Annotated in this window: 18 protein-coding genes; 13 read left to right on the forward strand and 5 right to left on the reverse strand. The window is 40.8% G+C overall.

Going from position 1 to position 18645, the window contains the following annotated elements; all coding sequences use genetic code 11:
- Positions 1-432: 432 nt before the first annotated feature.
- Positions 433-1596: a porin gene (locus tag AAC855_RS13805; RefSeq protein WP_340610371.1), complete on the reverse strand. Its 1164-nt coding sequence runs from the start codon at positions 1594-1596 to the stop codon at positions 433-435.
- Positions 1597-2137: 541 nt separating this feature from the next.
- Here AAC855_RS13805 and AAC855_RS13810 point away from each other — a divergent pair.
- A complete protein-coding gene (locus AAC855_RS13810; RefSeq protein WP_340610372.1) occupies positions 2138-2776 on the forward strand; it encodes a TetR/AcrR family transcriptional regulator in 639 nt (212 codons plus the stop codon).
- A 93-nt stretch (positions 2777-2869) separates the two neighbouring features.
- On the opposite strand, the gene AAC855_RS13815 is transcribed toward AAC855_RS13810, so the two are convergent.
- Positions 2870-4789, reverse strand: a complete 1920-nt coding sequence (locus AAC855_RS13815; RefSeq protein WP_340610374.1) for a BglG family transcription antiterminator — start codon at positions 4787-4789, stop codon at positions 2870-2872.
- A gap of 182 nt (positions 4790-4971) precedes the next feature.
- Between AAC855_RS13815 and AAC855_RS13820 the strand changes: the two genes are divergently transcribed.
- From AAC855_RS13820 to AAC855_RS13845, 6 genes are all read left to right on the forward strand, one after another.
- Positions 4972-5286 carry a PTS sugar transporter subunit IIB gene (locus AAC855_RS13820; protein ID WP_340610376.1) on the forward strand — a complete coding sequence of 105 codons (315 nt, stop codon included), beginning with the start codon at positions 4972-4974 and terminating at the stop codon, positions 5284-5286.
- 89 nt (positions 5287-5375) lie between these two features.
- Complete coding sequence (locus tag AAC855_RS13825) at positions 5376-6620, forward strand: PTS transporter subunit EIIC (RefSeq protein ID WP_340610377.1); 1245 nt, start codon at positions 5376-5378, stop codon at positions 6618-6620.
- A gap of 154 nt (positions 6621-6774) precedes the next feature.
- Positions 6775-7137 (forward strand): PTS sugar transporter subunit IIA, encoded by a 363-nt coding sequence (locus AAC855_RS13830; protein WP_340610378.1) that lies wholly within the window; start codon positions 6775-6777, stop codon positions 7135-7137.
- The gene (locus AAC855_RS13835; RefSeq protein WP_340610380.1) at positions 7124-8560 is read left to right on the forward strand and encodes a glycoside hydrolase family 1 protein; all 1437 of its coding nucleotides are present in this window, start codon (positions 7124-7126) and stop codon (positions 8558-8560) included. Before AAC855_RS13830 ends, AAC855_RS13835 begins: the two co-directional genes overlap by 14 nt.
- A gap of 19 nt (positions 8561-8579) precedes the next feature.
- Positions 8580-8840, forward strand: a complete 261-nt coding sequence (locus AAC855_RS13840; protein WP_099108775.1) for an HPr family phosphocarrier protein — start codon at positions 8580-8582, stop codon at positions 8838-8840.
- A gap of 30 nt (positions 8841-8870) precedes the next feature.
- Entirely contained in the window at positions 8871-9257 is a 387-nt protein-coding gene (locus AAC855_RS13845; protein ID WP_340610381.1) for a cytidine deaminase family protein, read from the forward strand.
- Between the two features lie 97 nt (positions 9258-9354).
- Here the strand turns inward: AAC855_RS13845 and exbD are convergent, their stop codons facing one another.
- Together exbD and exbB are read right to left on the reverse strand one after the other, a co-directional pair.
- Positions 9355-9780: a TonB system transport protein ExbD gene (exbD, locus tag AAC855_RS13850; protein ID WP_099108776.1), complete on the reverse strand. Its 426-nt coding sequence runs from the start codon at positions 9778-9780 to the stop codon at positions 9355-9357.
- 6 nt (positions 9781-9786) lie between these two features.
- The gene (exbB, locus tag AAC855_RS13855; protein ID WP_340610382.1) at positions 9787-10833 is read right to left on the reverse strand and encodes a tonB-system energizer ExbB; all 1047 of its coding nucleotides are present in this window, start codon (positions 10831-10833) and stop codon (positions 9787-9789) included.
- 418 nt (positions 10834-11251) lie between these two features.
- Here exbB and metC point away from each other — a divergent pair, with 418 nt between their 5' ends.
- The 5 genes from metC to AAC855_RS13880 all read left to right on the forward strand — a co-directional run bounded on the left by metC (position 11252) and on the right by AAC855_RS13880 (position 16194).
- Positions 11252-12445: a cystathionine beta-lyase gene (metC, locus tag AAC855_RS13860; protein WP_340610384.1), complete on the forward strand. Its 1194-nt coding sequence runs from the start codon at positions 11252-11254 to the stop codon at positions 12443-12445.
- 232 nt (positions 12446-12677) lie between these two features.
- A complete protein-coding gene (locus AAC855_RS13865; protein ID WP_340610386.1) occupies positions 12678-13349 on the forward strand; it encodes a DedA family protein in 672 nt (223 codons plus the stop codon).
- A gap of 245 nt (positions 13350-13594) precedes the next feature.
- On the forward strand, positions 13595-14755 hold the full coding sequence (gene yqhD, locus AAC855_RS13870; protein WP_340610387.1) for an alcohol dehydrogenase: 1161 nt from the start codon (positions 13595-13597) through the stop codon (positions 14753-14755).
- Between the two features lie 25 nt (positions 14756-14780).
- Positions 14781-15626 carry a 2,5-didehydrogluconate reductase DkgA gene (gene dkgA, locus AAC855_RS13875; protein ID WP_340610388.1) on the forward strand — a complete coding sequence of 282 codons (846 nt, stop codon included), beginning with the start codon at positions 14781-14783 and terminating at the stop codon, positions 15624-15626.
- A gap of 178 nt (positions 15627-15804) precedes the next feature.
- A complete protein-coding gene (locus AAC855_RS13880; protein ID WP_340610389.1) occupies positions 15805-16194 on the forward strand; it encodes a putative signal transducing protein in 390 nt (129 codons plus the stop codon).
- A gap of 691 nt (positions 16195-16885) precedes the next feature.
- Here the strand turns inward: AAC855_RS13880 and AAC855_RS13885 are convergent.
- Positions 16886-17542: a YtjB family periplasmic protein gene (locus AAC855_RS13885; protein ID WP_340610390.1), complete on the reverse strand. Its 657-nt coding sequence runs from the start codon at positions 17540-17542 to the stop codon at positions 16886-16888.
- 119 nt (positions 17543-17661) lie between these two features.
- Between AAC855_RS13885 and serB the strand changes: the two genes are divergently transcribed.
- Positions 17662-18639, forward strand: a complete 978-nt coding sequence (gene serB, locus AAC855_RS13890) for a phosphoserine phosphatase (protein WP_340610391.1) — start codon at positions 17662-17664, stop codon at positions 18637-18639.
- Positions 18640-18645: the final 6 nt, after the last annotated feature.

The following is an 18645-nucleotide window of genomic DNA, read 5'->3' on the forward strand; positions in this document are numbered from 1 at the left end:
GGGATGAAAAGACGACAAAAGTCGTCGACATCGCAGAAAATTTCAACTAACTTGTCCATGGCCTGTTCCTCCCCGGAGTAGTTTTAGGCTTTCACCAAAACTTTGCTCCTGAAACAGGCCTCTCGTCAATTTCTTATCCAGAATTCAGGTTAATATACACTTCATCTTTTAAGCTGCCTCTTTGTTGGCCGTACTCGCTCACCCCAGTCGCATAGTTATCTATGCTCAGGGGATTACTGAGAGGCTCCTGCCTCTCACCGGAGGCCAGCCTTTGGCTGGGCAAATTCGTTCCCGACGAATTTGTTGCTCCTTTGCCGCCGCGATGCATCTTAAAATCCATTGTGTATAGACGGATCTAACTGATTAAAGTCTAATTTATATTGGGTAGAGCCTCAATGACAGCACCATTGAGGCTCATTACTTCAGCTATTATTAGAAACGATATACTAGGCCAACACCCATCACGTTATCAGTATTAAGCTTAGTTGCTTTTGTGAAATCATTATCTTTCAAAAGATTAATCTGATATTCAGCATATGTGCCCAGATTTTTGTTGAAATTATAAGATGCACCGACAGAAATATACTTCACCAAATCTTCAGAATTTTTGTTTGTTAACAGATTATTCTCACCCAGATCCTTACCTAAATCTTTACCTTTGGAGTAAACATAAGCAATCCCCGGACGCAGACCAAAATCAAATTGATATTGAGCGGTTAACTCAATGTTTTCAGTTTTATTCGCGAACATCACACGGTTATCCACTGAGCTGCCGAATCGGGTCAGGTTACGAGCTTCTCCATACATAGCGGCCAGATAAACGTTATTTTTATCGTATTTTGCTGATACCAGCCAGGCTTCTGCTTTATTCCCTTTTGCCAGCACCTTAGCTAATGCAGTACCGTTTTTCTGATCTGTCGTCCGGTTAGAATTGCCATAAGATGCAGCAATCGTAAAACCATGCCCCAAATTATAGGAGCTGGAAAGACCGACGCCATCACCATTCTGTCGCGCAACATCATTACGGGTATTTAGCGTGCCACCATCATTTTTAGCCTGATATTGCAGGGCGAAATTCAAACCGTTTACTAATCCGAAGAAGTCAGTATTACGATAAGTTAACAACCCTGTTGCACGACCCATCATGAAGTTCTCAGTGGCGGCCATACTATCCCCACCAAACACAGACATCATATCTGTCAGAGCGTTAGCATCATAGACAACACCAAAGTTACGCCCGTAATCCAGAGTACCGTATTCACCCAGTTTAAAGCCGACAAAAGCCAGACGCGTTCTTGCAAATTGGCTGCTTTCAACTTCAGTTCTACTGGCACCCATATTAAATTCCCAACGCCCGTACCCGGAAATAGAATCCGTCAGCTGGGTAGTTCCTCTAATCCCAATACGACCAAAGGAATTATCCCCTGCTTCTTTGCTTTTTGATTTAGCAAAATAACGCTGAACTTCAGCTTTGCCATATAAATCTATTTTATTACCATCCTTATTATAAATTTCAGCCGCATTTGCAGTTCCAGTTATAAAACAAGCCGGAATTGCCATTGCTATTGCCATTGCTATTACGTTGTGTTTTGTCATTATTGTGGTCCTCACATGTATTGTTATTTACCTTTTGCCACCGCCATGAAATACACTTTCTAAGAAACACTTATTCAATAAAGAAATTTCCCAAAAAATTAATTAGGCGGATTAACATTTAGCAATCTTTGTTACTTTATGGTTAATTTTGTAATTAGCAATAGCGATACTAAGATCCAATTTAACCTTTTGCTAACAAAATTTATCCAAAAGTGCTATCCTGTGAAGCAGGTCACATAGTGAGCAGACACTCAAGACTTCAATCGTATCGATTATGTCAATTAGTTATTAAAAACAGTAAGTTATAAAAAATCAGACCCGTGATGAAAAAGAGATGATATAACCCTAAACAGCATTTTTCACTGTTAAGTATTATGGGCCACATGATAATCACTTATTGTAAATATTGACAACTGCCGGAGAGTTCTGTATTTCGTGGAAATTGGGATATTTCCTTTTATTCCGAGGAACCATTCCCTATTTTCTAAATGAATAACGCCAATGCAGTACAATAAATATTAACAACCTATAAGGTGCTAAAATGGCAGAAAACTCCCCACGTGCACGAGGCAGACCAGCAATCCCGGAATCAGAAATACGCCAAAAAATTCATGATATTACTCTTTCTCTCTTGCTAAATCAGGGCTATAACAAAACAACCATGGATGTTATTGCCCAAAACGCTAAAATTGCTAAAAAAACACTCTACCGTTTTTTTAAAAACAGAGAAGAGTTAATTGAGCAAGTCGTATTAGACTGGAAAGATAATCCCCCTCCACCTCTAACCAAAAATGCCAGTACTTCCCATCAAGTGATAATATTATTAGAAAAATATTTAAAGGATATTTCTGATAAATATTTATCTGAAAATGAAGTGGGGTTATTTAAATTATTACAGTCTGATTTCCCTCACAGAAATATATTACTGGAGAAGTATCAAAAAAACGGTATCGAAAACAGTAAAATCATGTTGGAAAACTGGCTGAACAATCAACATGAACGCGGCGTTTTGAAGAAGTTTAATTATAATACTTTCAGTGATCTGGCTATTGCTATGGTCATTGCAGAGCCACTTAGGAAAATGGTATTAGGGCTTATCCCACCTTTACCAGAAACAGACATTTCACCGAAAATTACGGCAATAATAAAATTAATATCGTCTGAGTCAGATAAGAAATAAATCTTTCTAATCTAATTTTATTTCACAGCAAAAGAATTGGCGTTGAGATTATAATAAAATTCAACGCCTACTTTTTAATAATTAATACAACACTCATCTTTCAATATCAATATTATCACCTGATCTGATGAAGATCCTCCGAAACTGTTCAAAGCAAGTTATTTTATTTAGCTGATTAATCATTTTATCCTGACTGAAAACGTCCAATAATGCATCATAACATTCCGCAAAACACACCCTGTCTATTCTGTTTATCGCAATCAAAAAAACAACATGCACACGCTCATTTTCCCCCCAGAGAATACCTTTAGGGCTGATAGCGACCGCAATACCGGTCTTTATCGCATCTATCTTTGCTGAATGTGGTAATGCCAGAAAACCAAAAGCAGTTGAAGACGCTCTTTCCCGCTGATAAACATACCTGACAAAATCAGCCTCGGTATAACCCTTTGCAAACATAGTTTGGCAAAGTACATCGATAAGCTCATCCCGATGTTGAAAACCGGGTTCAAACCAAAATAACCCCGGTTCAAAAAACAGATCAAAATTACGTTCTAGCGCCTTTCTTTTCCTGTTCGCATTAGCAATATCAATTTTACCAAGCAACTGTGCACGTCTATCTCGCATCTGAAAAGGAGAGATACACACCGTTTCGTATTTATGACTGGAAGGAATGTTTATAGTCGTAATCAATAACTCGAATTCAAAACATTCCAGTTCAGAAGGCTGCGATATTATTTTGATAATATTTATTTCATCCCCGAAATCACGTAATAACTGATGGTATATTTTATTTTCAATTCCCTTATACACCGGACATAAAAGTACTGTCTGTACTTTATGGCCTTTCGTTTTTTGCCGTTCAAATTCAGCTCCGACATGTAAAGCCAGAAAAGAAATTTCATCTTCATTCAGTTTTTTACCAAAAAATTCATTCAATTGTAGGGAAATAAAAACAGCGATATCAAAAATAGTACGGCACTCTTTTTTTATCATATCCAACATAGGGTTTCTGGTATGAACATTATGCTGCAAGCGTGTTTTCAACCCTGAGATATGCAAACAAAATAATGAAATAAAATCATCCGTTGCTAAGTTAATCAGATAATGCTCCGCTACCGATTCAGCAACCTGTCTGGATAGTTGATATAAACCCGCTTGATTTGATTCAATTAATTTACTGTCTCCTGCCCGAGTAATATTAGTGTTTATTTTCAGTAAAGTGTAACAAAATTTCCTTTCATCCTCTGCAATAGGAATATTAAAAGTACCTTGTAACCGGTCACATAACTCCGCTGTTATTGATTGTAACCCCTGATTTCCTTCCGTAAAGGCCAATGGGTGACTTAAATACTTCCCATAACTTAATCGCTTGAGCAGTATCAAAAAGTGCAACACGAGATTTGTATATGAAAGTTCATAAACAGAATAATCCTGCTTGTTAAATACCTGCGCAATGATATTAGATATGATTTCAACCTGTTGTTCTCCGAATAATACTGCCAGTTTTTTTAAATCCAGAGTTCTGTAGTCTGCCTGTTCCATGATGGTATGATAGGCTAACTCTCTTAAATCCAGTTCAGAGCCTATAATTTCAAAGCGGTTATTTTTGCATAAAAACCTGACATTAAATTTTTCAAAAGAGCCATTCATTTTATATATCACTGATTTTAAAGTTGAATCACTGATATATAAATCAGCACTGAGATCATGAATTTTATTACTTTTTTTGAATAACAGAATAGACTTAATCAGATAACATGCTCTTTCCTGATAGGTTCGCGGAAACTCACTGAGTTTTTTCTTCAATGTAAGATTTGAATCAGGGGATAAAACATACCCTGAACGGCTGGAGATAATGATTTTTCTCCTGTAGAACTCATTAATTTCCATCACATAATTTCTGACGGTTCTGATTGAAACATTTAAGACCTGAGATAATTTAACAGCTAAAGTCGGGTTATTTTGTTCCATTAAATAATTCAATAATTCTTTCTGCTTAGGCCTTAGCATTATAACCCCCCTATTAAATGAACAAGTAACACCTCAAACTTACAAATTAAATCAATTAAAAAAATAGAAAATTGCCCTCCTGAAGTGAAAACAGATAATTGAATATCAAACCAAAATTGAAGATAGTAGTTTATATATCCGAAAACAAAAATCAATTATCGACAAAATAATGAGGAGTTTATATGAAAAACATTTTTATTATGCTGTGTTGTGGAGCGGGTATTTCTAGTGGAATGCTGGCCACAAAAACCAGAAATGCTGCCAGAAAAAAAGAGTTATCCATTACTGTTGAAGCCAGAAGTGAAAGCGAAGTTGCTGAGTATTTTTCAGTGATAGACATTTTGTTTCTTGGCCCTCATTACGCTGCCCAAAAAGAAGAGTTCCAGAAACATGCTGATATTTATAATATTCCCGTCATTGTTGTACCACAAAATATCTATGGCAAACTGGATGGCGAAGCATTACTGGAATTAGCTATAGAGACACTAAACAAATAAATTGAATCATTAACCTTATTATTTACAGCACCGGGGTTTTTTATTTATATCCAATTGACGGAATAGAAAATAATAAAGAGAGATGCAAAATGAAAGCATTTATGTCGTGGTTATCTGATTCGTTTGCACCAGCAATGCAAAATTTCACTAAACGACCATGGGTTGCAGCTATTTCTGGTTCCATGCAAAAAAACATCCCGTTTATTTTAGCGGGTTCACTCATATTTTTTTATAATGTATTTCGTTCTTATCTTCCCTTTTTACCCAATCTTGGTCGAATAGCCGAATATTCCTTTGGTATGCTCGGCTTAATTACAGCGTTTATGATTGCCAATCAGATGATGGAAAAGCTTCATCATTTCCGGTATACCCTGATCGCTGGCCTGACATCCATTTGTGTTTATATGATGTTCATTAAGCCAGAGTTTTCTGACGGTAATATGATTGTCAGTTTTGAACGATTCGGCCCTGCGGGAATTTTACTGGGCATTGTCACCGGTCTGTTTGTTTCCTACCTTTTCCACTTATACACAAAGATAGGTTTTCTGAAAGAAAGTACGCTACCTGATTTTGTCACTGGCTGGATACACGCCATTATTCCGATTCTGCTTTCTATCGGAGTCGGAACATTATTAGTATTCACCTTAGAAATTGATATTTTCTCCCGTCTCCTTTACCTCTTTTCACCTATTGCTGCATTCGGTCAGACTCTGCCGGGCTTTATACTGATGGCATTAATTCCGGCTATTGCATTCTCAATGGGGATTTCAGTCTGGACATTTACCGGTCTGCAAATGCCTATTTTTATGCTTGGTATCAGCACCAATATTACTTTGGTAGCGGCAGGTCAGCCCCCGACCAATATTGTGACTTATGAAACCATGTATACAGCGGCGTTGATCACAATGGGTGGAACCGGTGCCACTCTCGCACTGAATCTTTTAATGCTGTTTTCAAAATCCAGAGATCTCAAGGCAACAGGTTATATCTGTATCGGGCCTTCGTTCTTCAATATCAATGAGCCGCTGGTGTTTGGTACACCCATTGTGCTCAACCCACTGCTCATGCTGCCGATGTGGATTAATGCGATCACCAGCCCAATCATTATCTGGGTGTTTATGCGCTCCGACTGGCTGAACATCCCTGCCAAAATGATTCAGGTCGGTCAAATACCCGCTCCATTTTCCAGCGTCATGATCACTGAGGACTGGCGGGCGATCATCTGTTATTTGGTGCTCATGGCCGTGTTCCTCGTTACTTGGTATCCCTTCTTTAAAGTGTACGAGAAAAAACGTATTGAAGAAGAAAGCCTCAACGCAGCATATACACAATGAATTTCAAGATGCGTCGCGGCGGCAAGGGAGTAAATCCCCGGGAGCATAGATAACTATGTGACCGGGGTGAGCGAGCGCAGCCAACAAAGAGGCAACTTGAAAGACGAAGTGTATAAATCATTCATGCCGAACTCTACTACAAGGAAAAAAAATCATGAATAGTGAGGAAAATATCTTAATTGCTATTTCTATGGAAATTATTCTCGATGCAGGTAATGCCAGAGAAAAAAGTGAAAAAGCAATGAAATTCGCTCGTAATGGCGATTTTGAAAATGCTCGCCTATATATGGAAAAAGCACGAAAGATGATGTTATCAGCTCACCAAACACAAACTGATGTTATTCAGAAAGAGACTCAGGGCGCTGATATTAATTTGAGTCTGCTATTTATTCATGCTCAGGATACGCTAATGACGATACGCAGCGAGTTACTCCTGAGAGAGGAAATGATTGGTTTATATAAACACATTAAAAGTGTGAACGATAATAAAGGAAAAAATCATCATGACGAAAAGTAACACGCTATTTCCTGAAACGTTTCTCTGGGGTGCAGCAACCAGCGCTTATCAGGTTGAAGGCGCAGCAGAAAAATATGGTAAGAAATTATCACAGCAAGATATTCTCAATAATAAACCCGGGTTAGCTGATTCTCATATTACCAGTGATCATTATCATCGCTATAAAGAAGATGTTGCATTAATGAAAGAACTGGGATTAAAAGCCTATCGTTTTTCTATCGCATGGTCGCGTATTTTTCCTGATGGCATCGGGAAACCCAATGATGAAGGCGTGCAGTTTTACCATAATCTTATCGATGAATTATTAGAAAATGGCATTACACCAATTCCAACGCTTTATCATTATGATATGCCAATGGCTTTGGTGGAAAAATACCACGGCTGGATTGACCGGCAAAGTGTCAATGATTTTGCCTACTATGCTGAATTTGTTATCAGAGAATACGGCAGGAAAGCCAAGTACTGGCTGACGATTAATGAACAGAGCATTATCGTACAATTCTGGACGAAAAAATGCTTTATCCCTGAACAGAATCTCGATAACGAACAGATTAAATATCAGATAAATCATCACATGAATCTGGCTCACGCCATCGCCTGTAAATTAGTCCATCAATGGGTACCGAAAGGTCAGGTTGGTGCGGCACTGGGATATTCGGCTATTTATCCGCTGACCAGCAAACCGGAAGATAATCTGGCAGCCCAGAATGCCAATGATCTGCGTAATTACTATTTCACCGATATTTATTTGAAAGGCGAATATAATCAATCCGCTTTGATCTACCTGAAAAGTCAGGGGCTGGCACCTAATATCGAAGATGGGGATATGGCGTTAATCAAAGAAGGATATTCTGATTTCCTGGCCCTCAATTACTATTGCAGCCATGCAGCCGCCGCCGCACCAGCAGGTGCTCAGAGGCGCATGGATGGCTTTAATCCGACAGGTATCAAAGGGCAAATGGACGGTTATGAGATCCAGCCTGATTACTATCAGATCCACAAAAACCCACAGCTTGATACTACCGACTGGGATTGGTCTATTGATCCGCTTGGGCTTGAGTATCTATTACGCGATTTATATACCCGTTATCAAAAGCCATTAATGATCACCGAAAATGGTTTTGGCGCTGATGATATTCTGGAATCTGATGGCACCATTCATGACAGTTATCGCATTGATTATTTAAAGCAGCACCTACAGGCGATTAAACGGGCAATGGATTCCGGCGTTGTCGTGCTTTCCTATAACCCGTGGAGTTTTATTGATCTTCTTTCCACCAGCAATGGTTATAAAAAGCGATATGGTTTTGTTTACGTCAACCGTACTGATGATGACCTCAAAGATCTCGCTCGTTATAAGAAAGATTCATTTTACTGGTATCAGAATGTTATCCAGACACGTGGTGGTTCATTAAACGAATAGAATAGGAATAAGTGACCTAATGACTGAATATTCCGTAATAGTCACAGCCCCTTCGGGGCTACATACCCGGCCTTCGGCACAACTCTGTAATTTAGCTAAGACTTATAGTGGCACAGTAGAAATTATCAGAGGAGATAAAGTCGCTAATTTAAAAAGCATGTTCAAAATTATGTCGATGGGAATTAAAAATGGCATGGAAATTATTGTTCGGGTAGAAGGAGAAAACGAAGAGGAAATGGCGAAATCCGTTGTTGATCTTATTCGTAGTATTAAAGAGTAAACTTTATTGTTTATTTATTGGAAATAAATTATGGTCTCTTTTGATGAAATGGAAAACATTGCACATCAGCTTATTTCTCCGACGCAATTAAATAAATATATTAAATATGGTCACGTCGCTGCGGCCATTCAGTGTGAATCCGGCCATATTTATACCGGAGTGAGTATTGACACTTCCTGTTCTATGGGATTTTGTGCAGAACATGGTGCCATTGCCGATATGATAAAGCATGGAGAAAATCGGATAATTAAAGTTATCGCGGTTAATAAATCCGGCGATATTATTTCTCCTTGTGGTCGTTGTCGGGAATTTATCAGCCAGATAAATCGGGAGAATATACATACCGAAGTGAAAGTAAACAAAGAGGTGGTTTTATCATTAGGTGAGTTATTACCGTTTGATTGGAAAAACATGTAATCATTTTTATTTTTAATTGATGCCAGATAGAAAAACCCTGCCAGAATTTATTATTCTGGCAGGGTTTATTATTCATACAAAATTAATTTTGTAGCGTTTATTTCGCTTCTACCGCTTCCATTCCGACCAGCCCCACTTTGAGGTAGCCCGCTTTACGCAGAGAGTCCATGACGCTCATCAACGTTTCATAATCCACGCTTTTATCCGCTTGGAAGAAAATCGTGGTTTCTTTATTGGACTGTGTTGTTTGATCCAATACTGAAGAGAGCGAATCACGGTCAACCTGTTGATCACCGACAAATAACTGACTATCAGCTTTTACCGTCAGAAAGACCGGTTTCTCCGGCCGTGGCTGTGGTTTAGCTGTGGATGCCGGTAAATCAACCTTGATATCAACAGTTGCCAGTGGTGCTGCCACCATAAAGATGATCAGCAACACTAACATGACATCAATAAAAGGTGTGACGTTAATCTCGTGTAATTCACCGCTATCGTCCAAATCTTCATTAAGACGTATTGCCATAATTAATTACCTTGCTTCTGCTTTATCCGTTTTTCTGTCAGCCAAATCAAGATCACGACCAAGCAACAAAATTGCCTGTGCCGCAGTATCACCAACCTGCCCACGGTATGATGAAATAACACGGGCAAAAATGTTATAGATAACGACCGCAGGAATTGCCGCAACCAGACCCAGTGCGGTTGCCAGCAGAGCTTCTGCAATACCCGGTGCAACAACGGCAAGGTTAGTGGTTTGTGAATGGGCAATACCAATGAAGCTGTTCATGATCCCCCAAACGGTTCCGAACAGGCCGACAAACGGGGAAATTGCACCGATAGTTGCCAGATAACCGTTTCCACGCCCCATATGACGGCTGATTGCAGCAACTGCACGCTCCATACGGAATGAAGTGCGCTCTTTTGTGCCGTCTTTATCGGTACTTTCGGCAGATAAGCTGCGCTCAGTCTGTGCTTCGCTCAGTAACAGACGGCTAATACTGTTCTTACCGAAATCCGAGGCAATTTTTACTGCTTCATCCAGACTGGCAACATCAGCTAAAGCCAGTTGTTCTTTACGTAAGCGGCGACGCGCTATTAACAGTTCAGATCCTTTAGAGAAAAAGAGTGCCCATGTAATAATAGAGGCGATCACCAGACCAATCATGACGCTTTTTACGACTGCATCAGCATTCTGATACATACCAAAAACGGAAAGATCCGTTGCAAAACCGCTGGATAGGTTTTCGGCTTCTGCCGCCACCGCGGTTTCTACTGCACCAGCTTCTGTTATTTCAGTCACTTCTGTAGTGACTGTTGGCTGTTCTGCCGTCGCTGCTTCATCCGTTTTCTGCGCTTCACCTTGCTGTGTCTCTGTTTTCACTTCACTTGCCTGTGGAGCCACGGAAGATACCGGTGTTGCCGGAGCTGCTACCTGAGTGGCAGCCTGATTTTCTGGTGCGGTAACCGCTGTAGTTGGTGCAGTATTAGCTGGTGCGGTATTAGCTGGTGTAGTATCAGCCCATGCTGAACCTGTTAACCCGAATGCCAATAGAATAGAAGCTGTCAAATTACGCATCAGTTAGCCTTACTCTCTTTTTTATAGATTCTGTTACTTAGCAGTGAATCGCTACTCATCTTGCTAATCCTGATATATCTGTCGTCTTTCAAGCCGCCTCTTTATGGGCTGAAACTCGAAATTCATTAGGTATATGTTTTATTACTTTTTGCCCGGTTTCACGTTTTTCATCACATAAGGGAAAAAGTCCGTTCCGAATGATATCAGACATTGAGCGATTTGATAGTAATTATCATTACTATTTAATAAAAAAAGTGGTAATAAAAAGGAGTTATCCCAGCCGTTTTTTCTTTTTTATCGTTCTCACTCACCTTGAATTTTTGTCAAGTTGTCAGAATCCCTTTGTAAAAAACCGGACTATTCTTTTAACTTGCTAATGATTATTTAAGCAATCGTGATGAGTCAGGGGGAGGGCTATATGTCAGAAAAAAAATTGGAAACCAGACTGGTGGAAGTCGGGAGAAAGCGTAAGTACACACAGGGAGCGGTTAATCCTATTATCCAGCGTACTTCATCCGTCATTTTCAAGACGGTTGAGGATATGAGGCATGCGATAAAAAACCGGGCTAACGGTGAGCTGTTTTACGGGCGTCGTGGCACGCTGACGCATTTTGCTTTTCAGGAAGCAATGGCTGAACTGGAAGGGGGTGTGGGCTGTGCTCTGTATCCTTCGGGCACTGCCGCGATTACTAACAGTATTCTGGCATTTGTAGAAACAGGTGACCATGTTCTGCTAACCGGTACAGCTTATGAACCGACTCAGGAATTTTGCAACCACGTTCTTAAAAAGATGCATATCTCCACTGATTATTTTGATCCTCGGCTCGGTGAAGAGATTGCCTCACTCATTCAGCCAAACACAAAAGTCATCTTTCTTGAATCCCCCGGCTCTCTCACTATGGAGGTTCAGGATATTCCTGCCATTGTACAGGCGGCCCGGCGAGTTAATCCCGATATCGTTATTATGATCGATAATACTTGGGCAGCGGGTGTTCTTTTCAAAGCGCTGGATTTTGGTGTCGATATTTCTATTCAGTCTGCGACAAAATATATTATCGGCCATTCAGATGGCATGCTTGGTACGGCTGTCGCCAATAGACGCTGTTGGGATCAATTACGGGAAAACTCTTATCTGATGGGGCAGATTGCTGATCCTGATACCGTTTATTCCGCAAATCGTGGGTTACATACTCTGGCTGTCCGCTTAAAGCAGCATGAAGAAAGCAGCCTGATCATTGCTAAGTGGCTCGCCCAACGCAGTGAAGTCGCTGAGGTTTATCATCCAGCTCTGCCTTCCTGCCCCGGTCATGACTATTTCAAACGCGATTTTACGGGTTCCTGCGGGCTGTTTTCTTTTATGCTGAATGTCAGCCTGACTTCTGAGCAGCTTTCTGACTATCTGGATAATATGCAATATTTTAAAATGGCATTTTCCTGGGGAGGGTTTGAATCACTCATTCTGGGCATTTCCCCTGAGTCACTTGCAATCCTGCGTAATTATAATTTCCCCCAAAAAACGGGAACGTTAATTCGTGTGCATATCGGGCTGGAAGATCCTCAGGATTTAATCGCTGATCTGGAGGCTGGCTTCTCCCGCATTGCATTGAGTTAACGGTATTTATTTTTATACGCCTCATTTTACAGGTGCCTCTTTGCTGGCCGCTCCCCCCGCCACCACAATGCATCTTGTAATCCATGATGTGTATATGCTGAATCAAATCAACTATCCTGAGGTCGTTTTGCGGTACACTGGAACACATGGACTTGTATGATTAATTCGATTGTATGACACTGGTTGTACAAAAATTGTCATAAAGATATTGTACCGAAATTACAGGATAAATATGGAAACGTTAAGCGGGATCGTGCAAGCGCTTTGGCAGCATGACTTTACCCTACTCGCCAATCCCGATGTCATCTGGATTATTTATGGTGTTATCTTCGTCACACTGGTATTGGAAAACGGTTTATTACCTGCCGCATTTCTACCCGGTGACACCCTTCTGATCCTCACCGGCGCTTTAATTGCCAAAGGTGTCATGGGGTTTATTCCGACTGTCATATTATTGACGATCGCTGCCAGCCTCGGGTGCTGGCTGGGGTATTTACAGGGGCGCTGGCTGGGACACACCCGGATTATTAAAAACTGGCTATCACACCTTCCGGCAGAGCAGCGCCAGCGGGCAAATGTTTTATTTGCCAAACACGGCTTAGCGGCATTGCTAATCGGCCGTTTCCTCGCTTTTATCCGCACTCTTCTACCCACCTTCGCAGGTATTTCCGGTCTGAACAGCAAACGCTTTCAATTTTTTAATTGGTTAAGTGGCTTCTTATGGGTCATCATAATTGTGAGTTTTGGCTATGCCCTGAATCAGATACCCTTTGTTAAAGCGCATCAGGATTTGGTCATGAATATTTTGATGATCTTACCTGTTATCCTGTTAATTAGCGGACTAGGTGCTTCGCTATTGATGTACTGGCGTCATAAAAAAGCATCATCACATAAAAACCAATGAGCACATCGGTTATTTACCGCTGTTCCCAAAATCACACTATTTTTTTCTAGCGATTAGCTTATCAACAAAAAAATTAAACAATCCGAGTCCACTCAGACAAGCATCATAATAGCCAGTCATCCGGCATTAAGAACATGATCCTGCATAGAGTGGACTCTATCACTGCAATAAACCAACATAACTCAATAACCGAATGCTAAGACTTGGGGAAAGTTTATGTTATTCAGTTAGTAAGGATTGTTATTATGCAGAACTTCACACTATACATCCCAACCAAAGTCATTTTCGGTAAAGGGCAGATATCCGAATTACGCAATCAAATCCCTCAGGATGCCAGAATCTTGCTACTTTATGGTGGTGGCAGTATTAAAAAGAATGGCGTTCTTGCTCAGGTTCACGCTGCATTGGAAGGTTATCCCGTTGAAGAATTCGGTGGCATTGAGCCAAACCCAGCCTATGAAACGCTCCTCAAAGCGGTGGAATATATACGCCATCATGATATCAATTATTTACTGGCTGTGGGTGGCGGTTCGGTCATTGATGGCACAAAATTCGTTGCTGCTGCGGTCAATTATCCCCATGAAGATTTATGGGACATTTTGACAACCGGCGGCGCAAATATCACCTCTGCACTTCCGTTCTCATGCGTTCTGACACTACCCGCCACAGGCTCTGAAACCAATAATATTTCGGTTGTCAGTCGCCTGAAAACACACGATAAGCAGCATTTTGCATCACCTTTTATTTATCCCAAAGTCGCTATTCTCGATCCTGAGGTCACTTACTCCCTTCCTCCACGCCAAACCGCAAATGGTGTTGTAGACGCATTTGTACATACACTGGAGCAATATCTGACTTACCCTGTTAATGCAAAGGTACAGGATCGCTACGCTGAAAGTTTACTTCTCACATTGCTGGAAGAAGGGCCGAAGGTGCTCAAAGATCCCAGAGATTATGATGCACGGGCCAATATTATGTGGACGGCAACTCAGGCCCTCAACGGTCTTGTAGGTGCAGGCGTTCCGCAAGACTGGGCAACCCACATGCTGGCACATCAGTTGACAGCTTTTCACCATTTAGATCACGCTCAGACTCTGGCAATTATTTTGCCGCATCTCCTACAGGAAAAACGCGACACTAAACACGCAAAACTTTTGCAATATGCTGAGCGTATCTGGCATTTCACGGAAGGAACGGAAGAACAGCGCATTGATCAGGCAATCCATGCCACTCGTGAATTTTTTGAAAGTCTCGGTGTGAAAACCCATTTCTCTGATTATCAGCTTGATGGCAGCACTATACCGGGAATGCTCCAAAAACTAGAACAGCAGGGTTTGGTTGCTTTAGGTGAACACCAGGATATTACGCTTGAAGTTAGCAAGCGGATTTACGAGGCGTCCATCTGATATTCCAAATCTGGAGGAGGTAAGAATGGGTCAGCAGACAATTATTAAACTCGTTGACGGGAATCTCATGCCGCAATTAGGTATCGGAGTCTGGCAGGCGAGTAATGAACAGGTTGTTAAAGCTATTCACACCGCGTTGAGTGTTGGTTATCGTTCTATTGATACAGCAGCGATTTATCACAATGAAACAGGCGTCGGAAAAGCATTGCGGGAAAGCGGTATTCCGCGTGAGGACGTTTTTATCACAACTAAACTGTGGAATGATCGCCATCAGGATGCAAAAACCGCCCTGCAAGAGAGTCTGGACAGATTACAGCTGGAGTATATTGATCTCTTTCTAATTCACTGGCCGGTTCCCCAGCAGGATAAGTATGTTGAAACATGGAAACAATTTATTGAGTTAAAAGAATCGGGACTCGCCCGCAGTATCGGGGTATGTAACTTCCATATTGAACATTTGCAGAAACTATTCTCAGAAACAGGCATTGTGCCTGCCATCAATCAAATCGAACTTCATCCCCTAATGCAACAGAGGCAACTGCATTCATGGAATGCCACGCACCAGATTATCACTGAGTCCTGGAGTCCGTTATCTCGGGGCGGTAAAGGTGTTTTTGATCATCCATTAGTTGAAAGTCTGGCAATTAAATATGATAAAACGCCTGCTCAGATAGTTATCCGCTGGCACCTCGACAGTGGCATGATTGCTATTCCTAAATCAGTAACACCTGCTCGCATTAAAGAAAACTTTGATGTTTTTGATTTCAGGCTGGAGAAAGAGGATCTGACTATCATGGCTGGATTGGATATTGGTAAACGCCTTGGCCCCAACCCAGATACTTATAATCTGACAGTTCTCAATTTAGGATGATGCTCATACAAAACTACCGAATGATCCGCCTTAATAAACGATGAAATCGCTCCTCCAATCAGGCCTGAATTCTGTTTTCTACAGAATTCAGGCTGTTTAAATAGGCTCATATCTGATGTTAAATTATACTTTGGTTAATAGATACGAATATGGCTGACTGTTTGATTAAGGAGTGCTTATGTGGAATATCTCTCCAGAAAGAGGATCTATGCAATATCTGGCAACGTTTATGTCGCCGATAGAAGCTCATATTATTCGGGGCAGAATGCTATCAGAAGGCATCTATGTCCAAATAATAGATGAGGGAGTGGTATGGAATACTTATATGTGCTCCTATGCCTTTGGTGGTGTGAAATTACTGGTTCATGCCTCTGAGCATCAACGTGCTGAAGAAATACTTTCGGGTATTTATGATAATCAGTATTTATTAGACGAAAAAAGCACAGAAGTTAAAGAGCCGGTTTTAACCCAACCAAAACACCCTTTGTCTGTTTTAATAAATACGGCATTAGTCATATTATTATTTCTGATAATTGGCCTTGCATTACCTCTAAGATTCAATCACTGAATACTGACATAGATAAAAAGCAGAATATTCCTATATTCTCATAGTGGGAATGATAATTAAAAAACTCATTAACATTATAGGAAATATAAATAATCACTATATTTAGTATCTATATATAAAGTGAGGTCTATCTTTACTGCATCACTTTAGATAAGACAAAAATAGATTGCACAGCGGAAAAGGAAAACAAGGGTTAATAAAAGGAATACGTTTATTTATAGTGATAATCAGAAAACATTTTCATGGCGAAATTTTATAATACCGGAGTAAATGATAATGACTTACATAATAATTTCTTTATTTATGCTTATCCCTTTTTTCTTTTTAATAAAGCGTCTTTTATTATCGCATCATGTTTATCACAATGTTTCAGGAATTATACTGACAATTCTGGCGATTTCTTTTCATATGTATGTTTTCCGTTTTGACCATATTCCGCTGCTCAGTTCATCCCTGCCACATCACACCATCATTTTTTATGGTTCAATAGCGGCAGCATTGTTACATTGTGTGATTTATTCTATTTGCGTCAAATTGTATTACGATAAATAGCGGTAAGGAACAGCGCTGTGTTTAGTCTCATTTTGAGCAATACAGCACCGTTTCTTTTCTGCCCGGATAACTATTTCTTAAAGAACTTTTTATTTAAATCGCTTTTTTTAAATAAAGAGAATTCTGACGCCAATGCCAGTTAACGGGCAGGTTCATCTTCTTTATTATTTTCATCCGATGATTTAGTTTTAGCCGTCAACAAATAAGGGGATTGCTGCCAACGGCTGGGAGCTAGCTGTAATAAATTATGGGCAAGAATAAAACCGATCGCCAGAGCTAATAGCAACATAACCCTGAGCAAATTAGTCGTATTATCCACTTGCTTGGCTTCCGTTGCCAACCTGTGTGTGTCCAGAGTCAGGCGCAGAAAACCTTTCGGTTTATTTTTACCCGGTATAGGAACCACAATTTGCTGATTGAAATAACTGCCCGCTTTTTTACCATCCAAAGATAACCGCTCACGAACAGAAACCAATTCACCACTCCGCGCAACCTGTGTTCCGTTTTCCAGATAAACACTGGCATCGAGAATACGACTTTTATTAGTTAAATAGTTCAGGTTATCCATAATTTTTTGATTATTGACTTCCTTACTGCCATTCTCCATATAAACAGACAAGCTGAATGCAACCTGTTTTGCCAGTGTCCTTGCCAGATCTTCAAACTGATCCATATGGGCCTGTTGCTGTGAACGGCTAAAATAGGATACACCCTGCATCAACAAGACCAATAATGCTATACATATTAAGATAATTGCGGTTTTGTGCAGTCGAAATTTTAGTTTTGCTTTACTCATAGTTATCCCACCTAATGCTCGTTACATTCCATGTTGCCAGATGCAGTAGTGATAGGATAGTTTGAAAAGCATTTTTTGCCTGCCTTATTTATTACATGGAATTACAGGAGTCGATATTCATGTCCAACAATCTGGCCTATCGTTACTTACCCGATGAAATCCATAAATGGCCGGGATTACCACTATCTCTCAGTGGAGATGAAGTTATGCCACTGGATTACCGAGCAGGGGACAGAGGCTGGCTGCTGTATGGCCGTAATCTGGATAAACAGCGGATCAGTGATTTTCAGCATCGTCTGGGAGTGGCTATTGTTGTTGTTTCCTCATGGCGCATTGATGATTATCAGGTTGTTCGTATTGCCGGCAGCTTGTCGCCACGTATCAAACGACTGGCAGATGAATGCTGCCTTGATGTTGTTCCGTTGGGGCAGATCCCACGTCTGCGTTCACCGGGCTTATTAGTCATGGATATGGATTCAACTGCCATTCAGATTGAATGTATTGATGAAATTGCACGGTTGGCTGGTGTGGGTGATAAAGTTGCTGAAATTACAGAACGGGCCATGCAGGGGGAGTTAGATTTCTCAGAAAGCCTGCATCAACGGGTTGCTCAACTGGCCGGTGCTGATGCCGCAATATTGCAGCAAGTCATGGACACTCTGCCTCTTACATCCGGTTTAACCAGCCTTGTCCGCAAACTGCAATCCCTCGACTGGCATGTCGCTATTGCTTCTGGCGGTTTTACCTTCTTCGCCGATACTCTGCGCCAAAAACTACGCCTTTTTGCCTCCGTTGCTAACCAACTTGAAATAAAGGACAACAAATTAACCGGCAAAATCAAAGGGCCGATTGTTGATGCGAAATACAAAGCCACCACACTAATACGGCTGGCAAAAGAGCTGGATATCCCTCTTAGCCAGACTGTCGCCATAGGCGATGGTGCCAACGATTTGAAAATGATCCGCAAAGCAGGTCTGGGCATTGCCTATCATGCAAAACCAAAGGTGTATACGCATGCTAAAGTCGGTATTCGCCATGCGGATCTAATGGGCGTTCTGTGTGTTCTGAGTGGTGGACTGAAACACGAAGAACGTTAAAATTAT

Origin of the sequence: Xenorhabdus bharatensis, assembly GCF_037996705.1 — a bacterium.
Classification (GTDB): Bacteria; Pseudomonadota; Gammaproteobacteria; order Enterobacterales; family Enterobacteriaceae; genus Xenorhabdus; species Xenorhabdus bharatensis.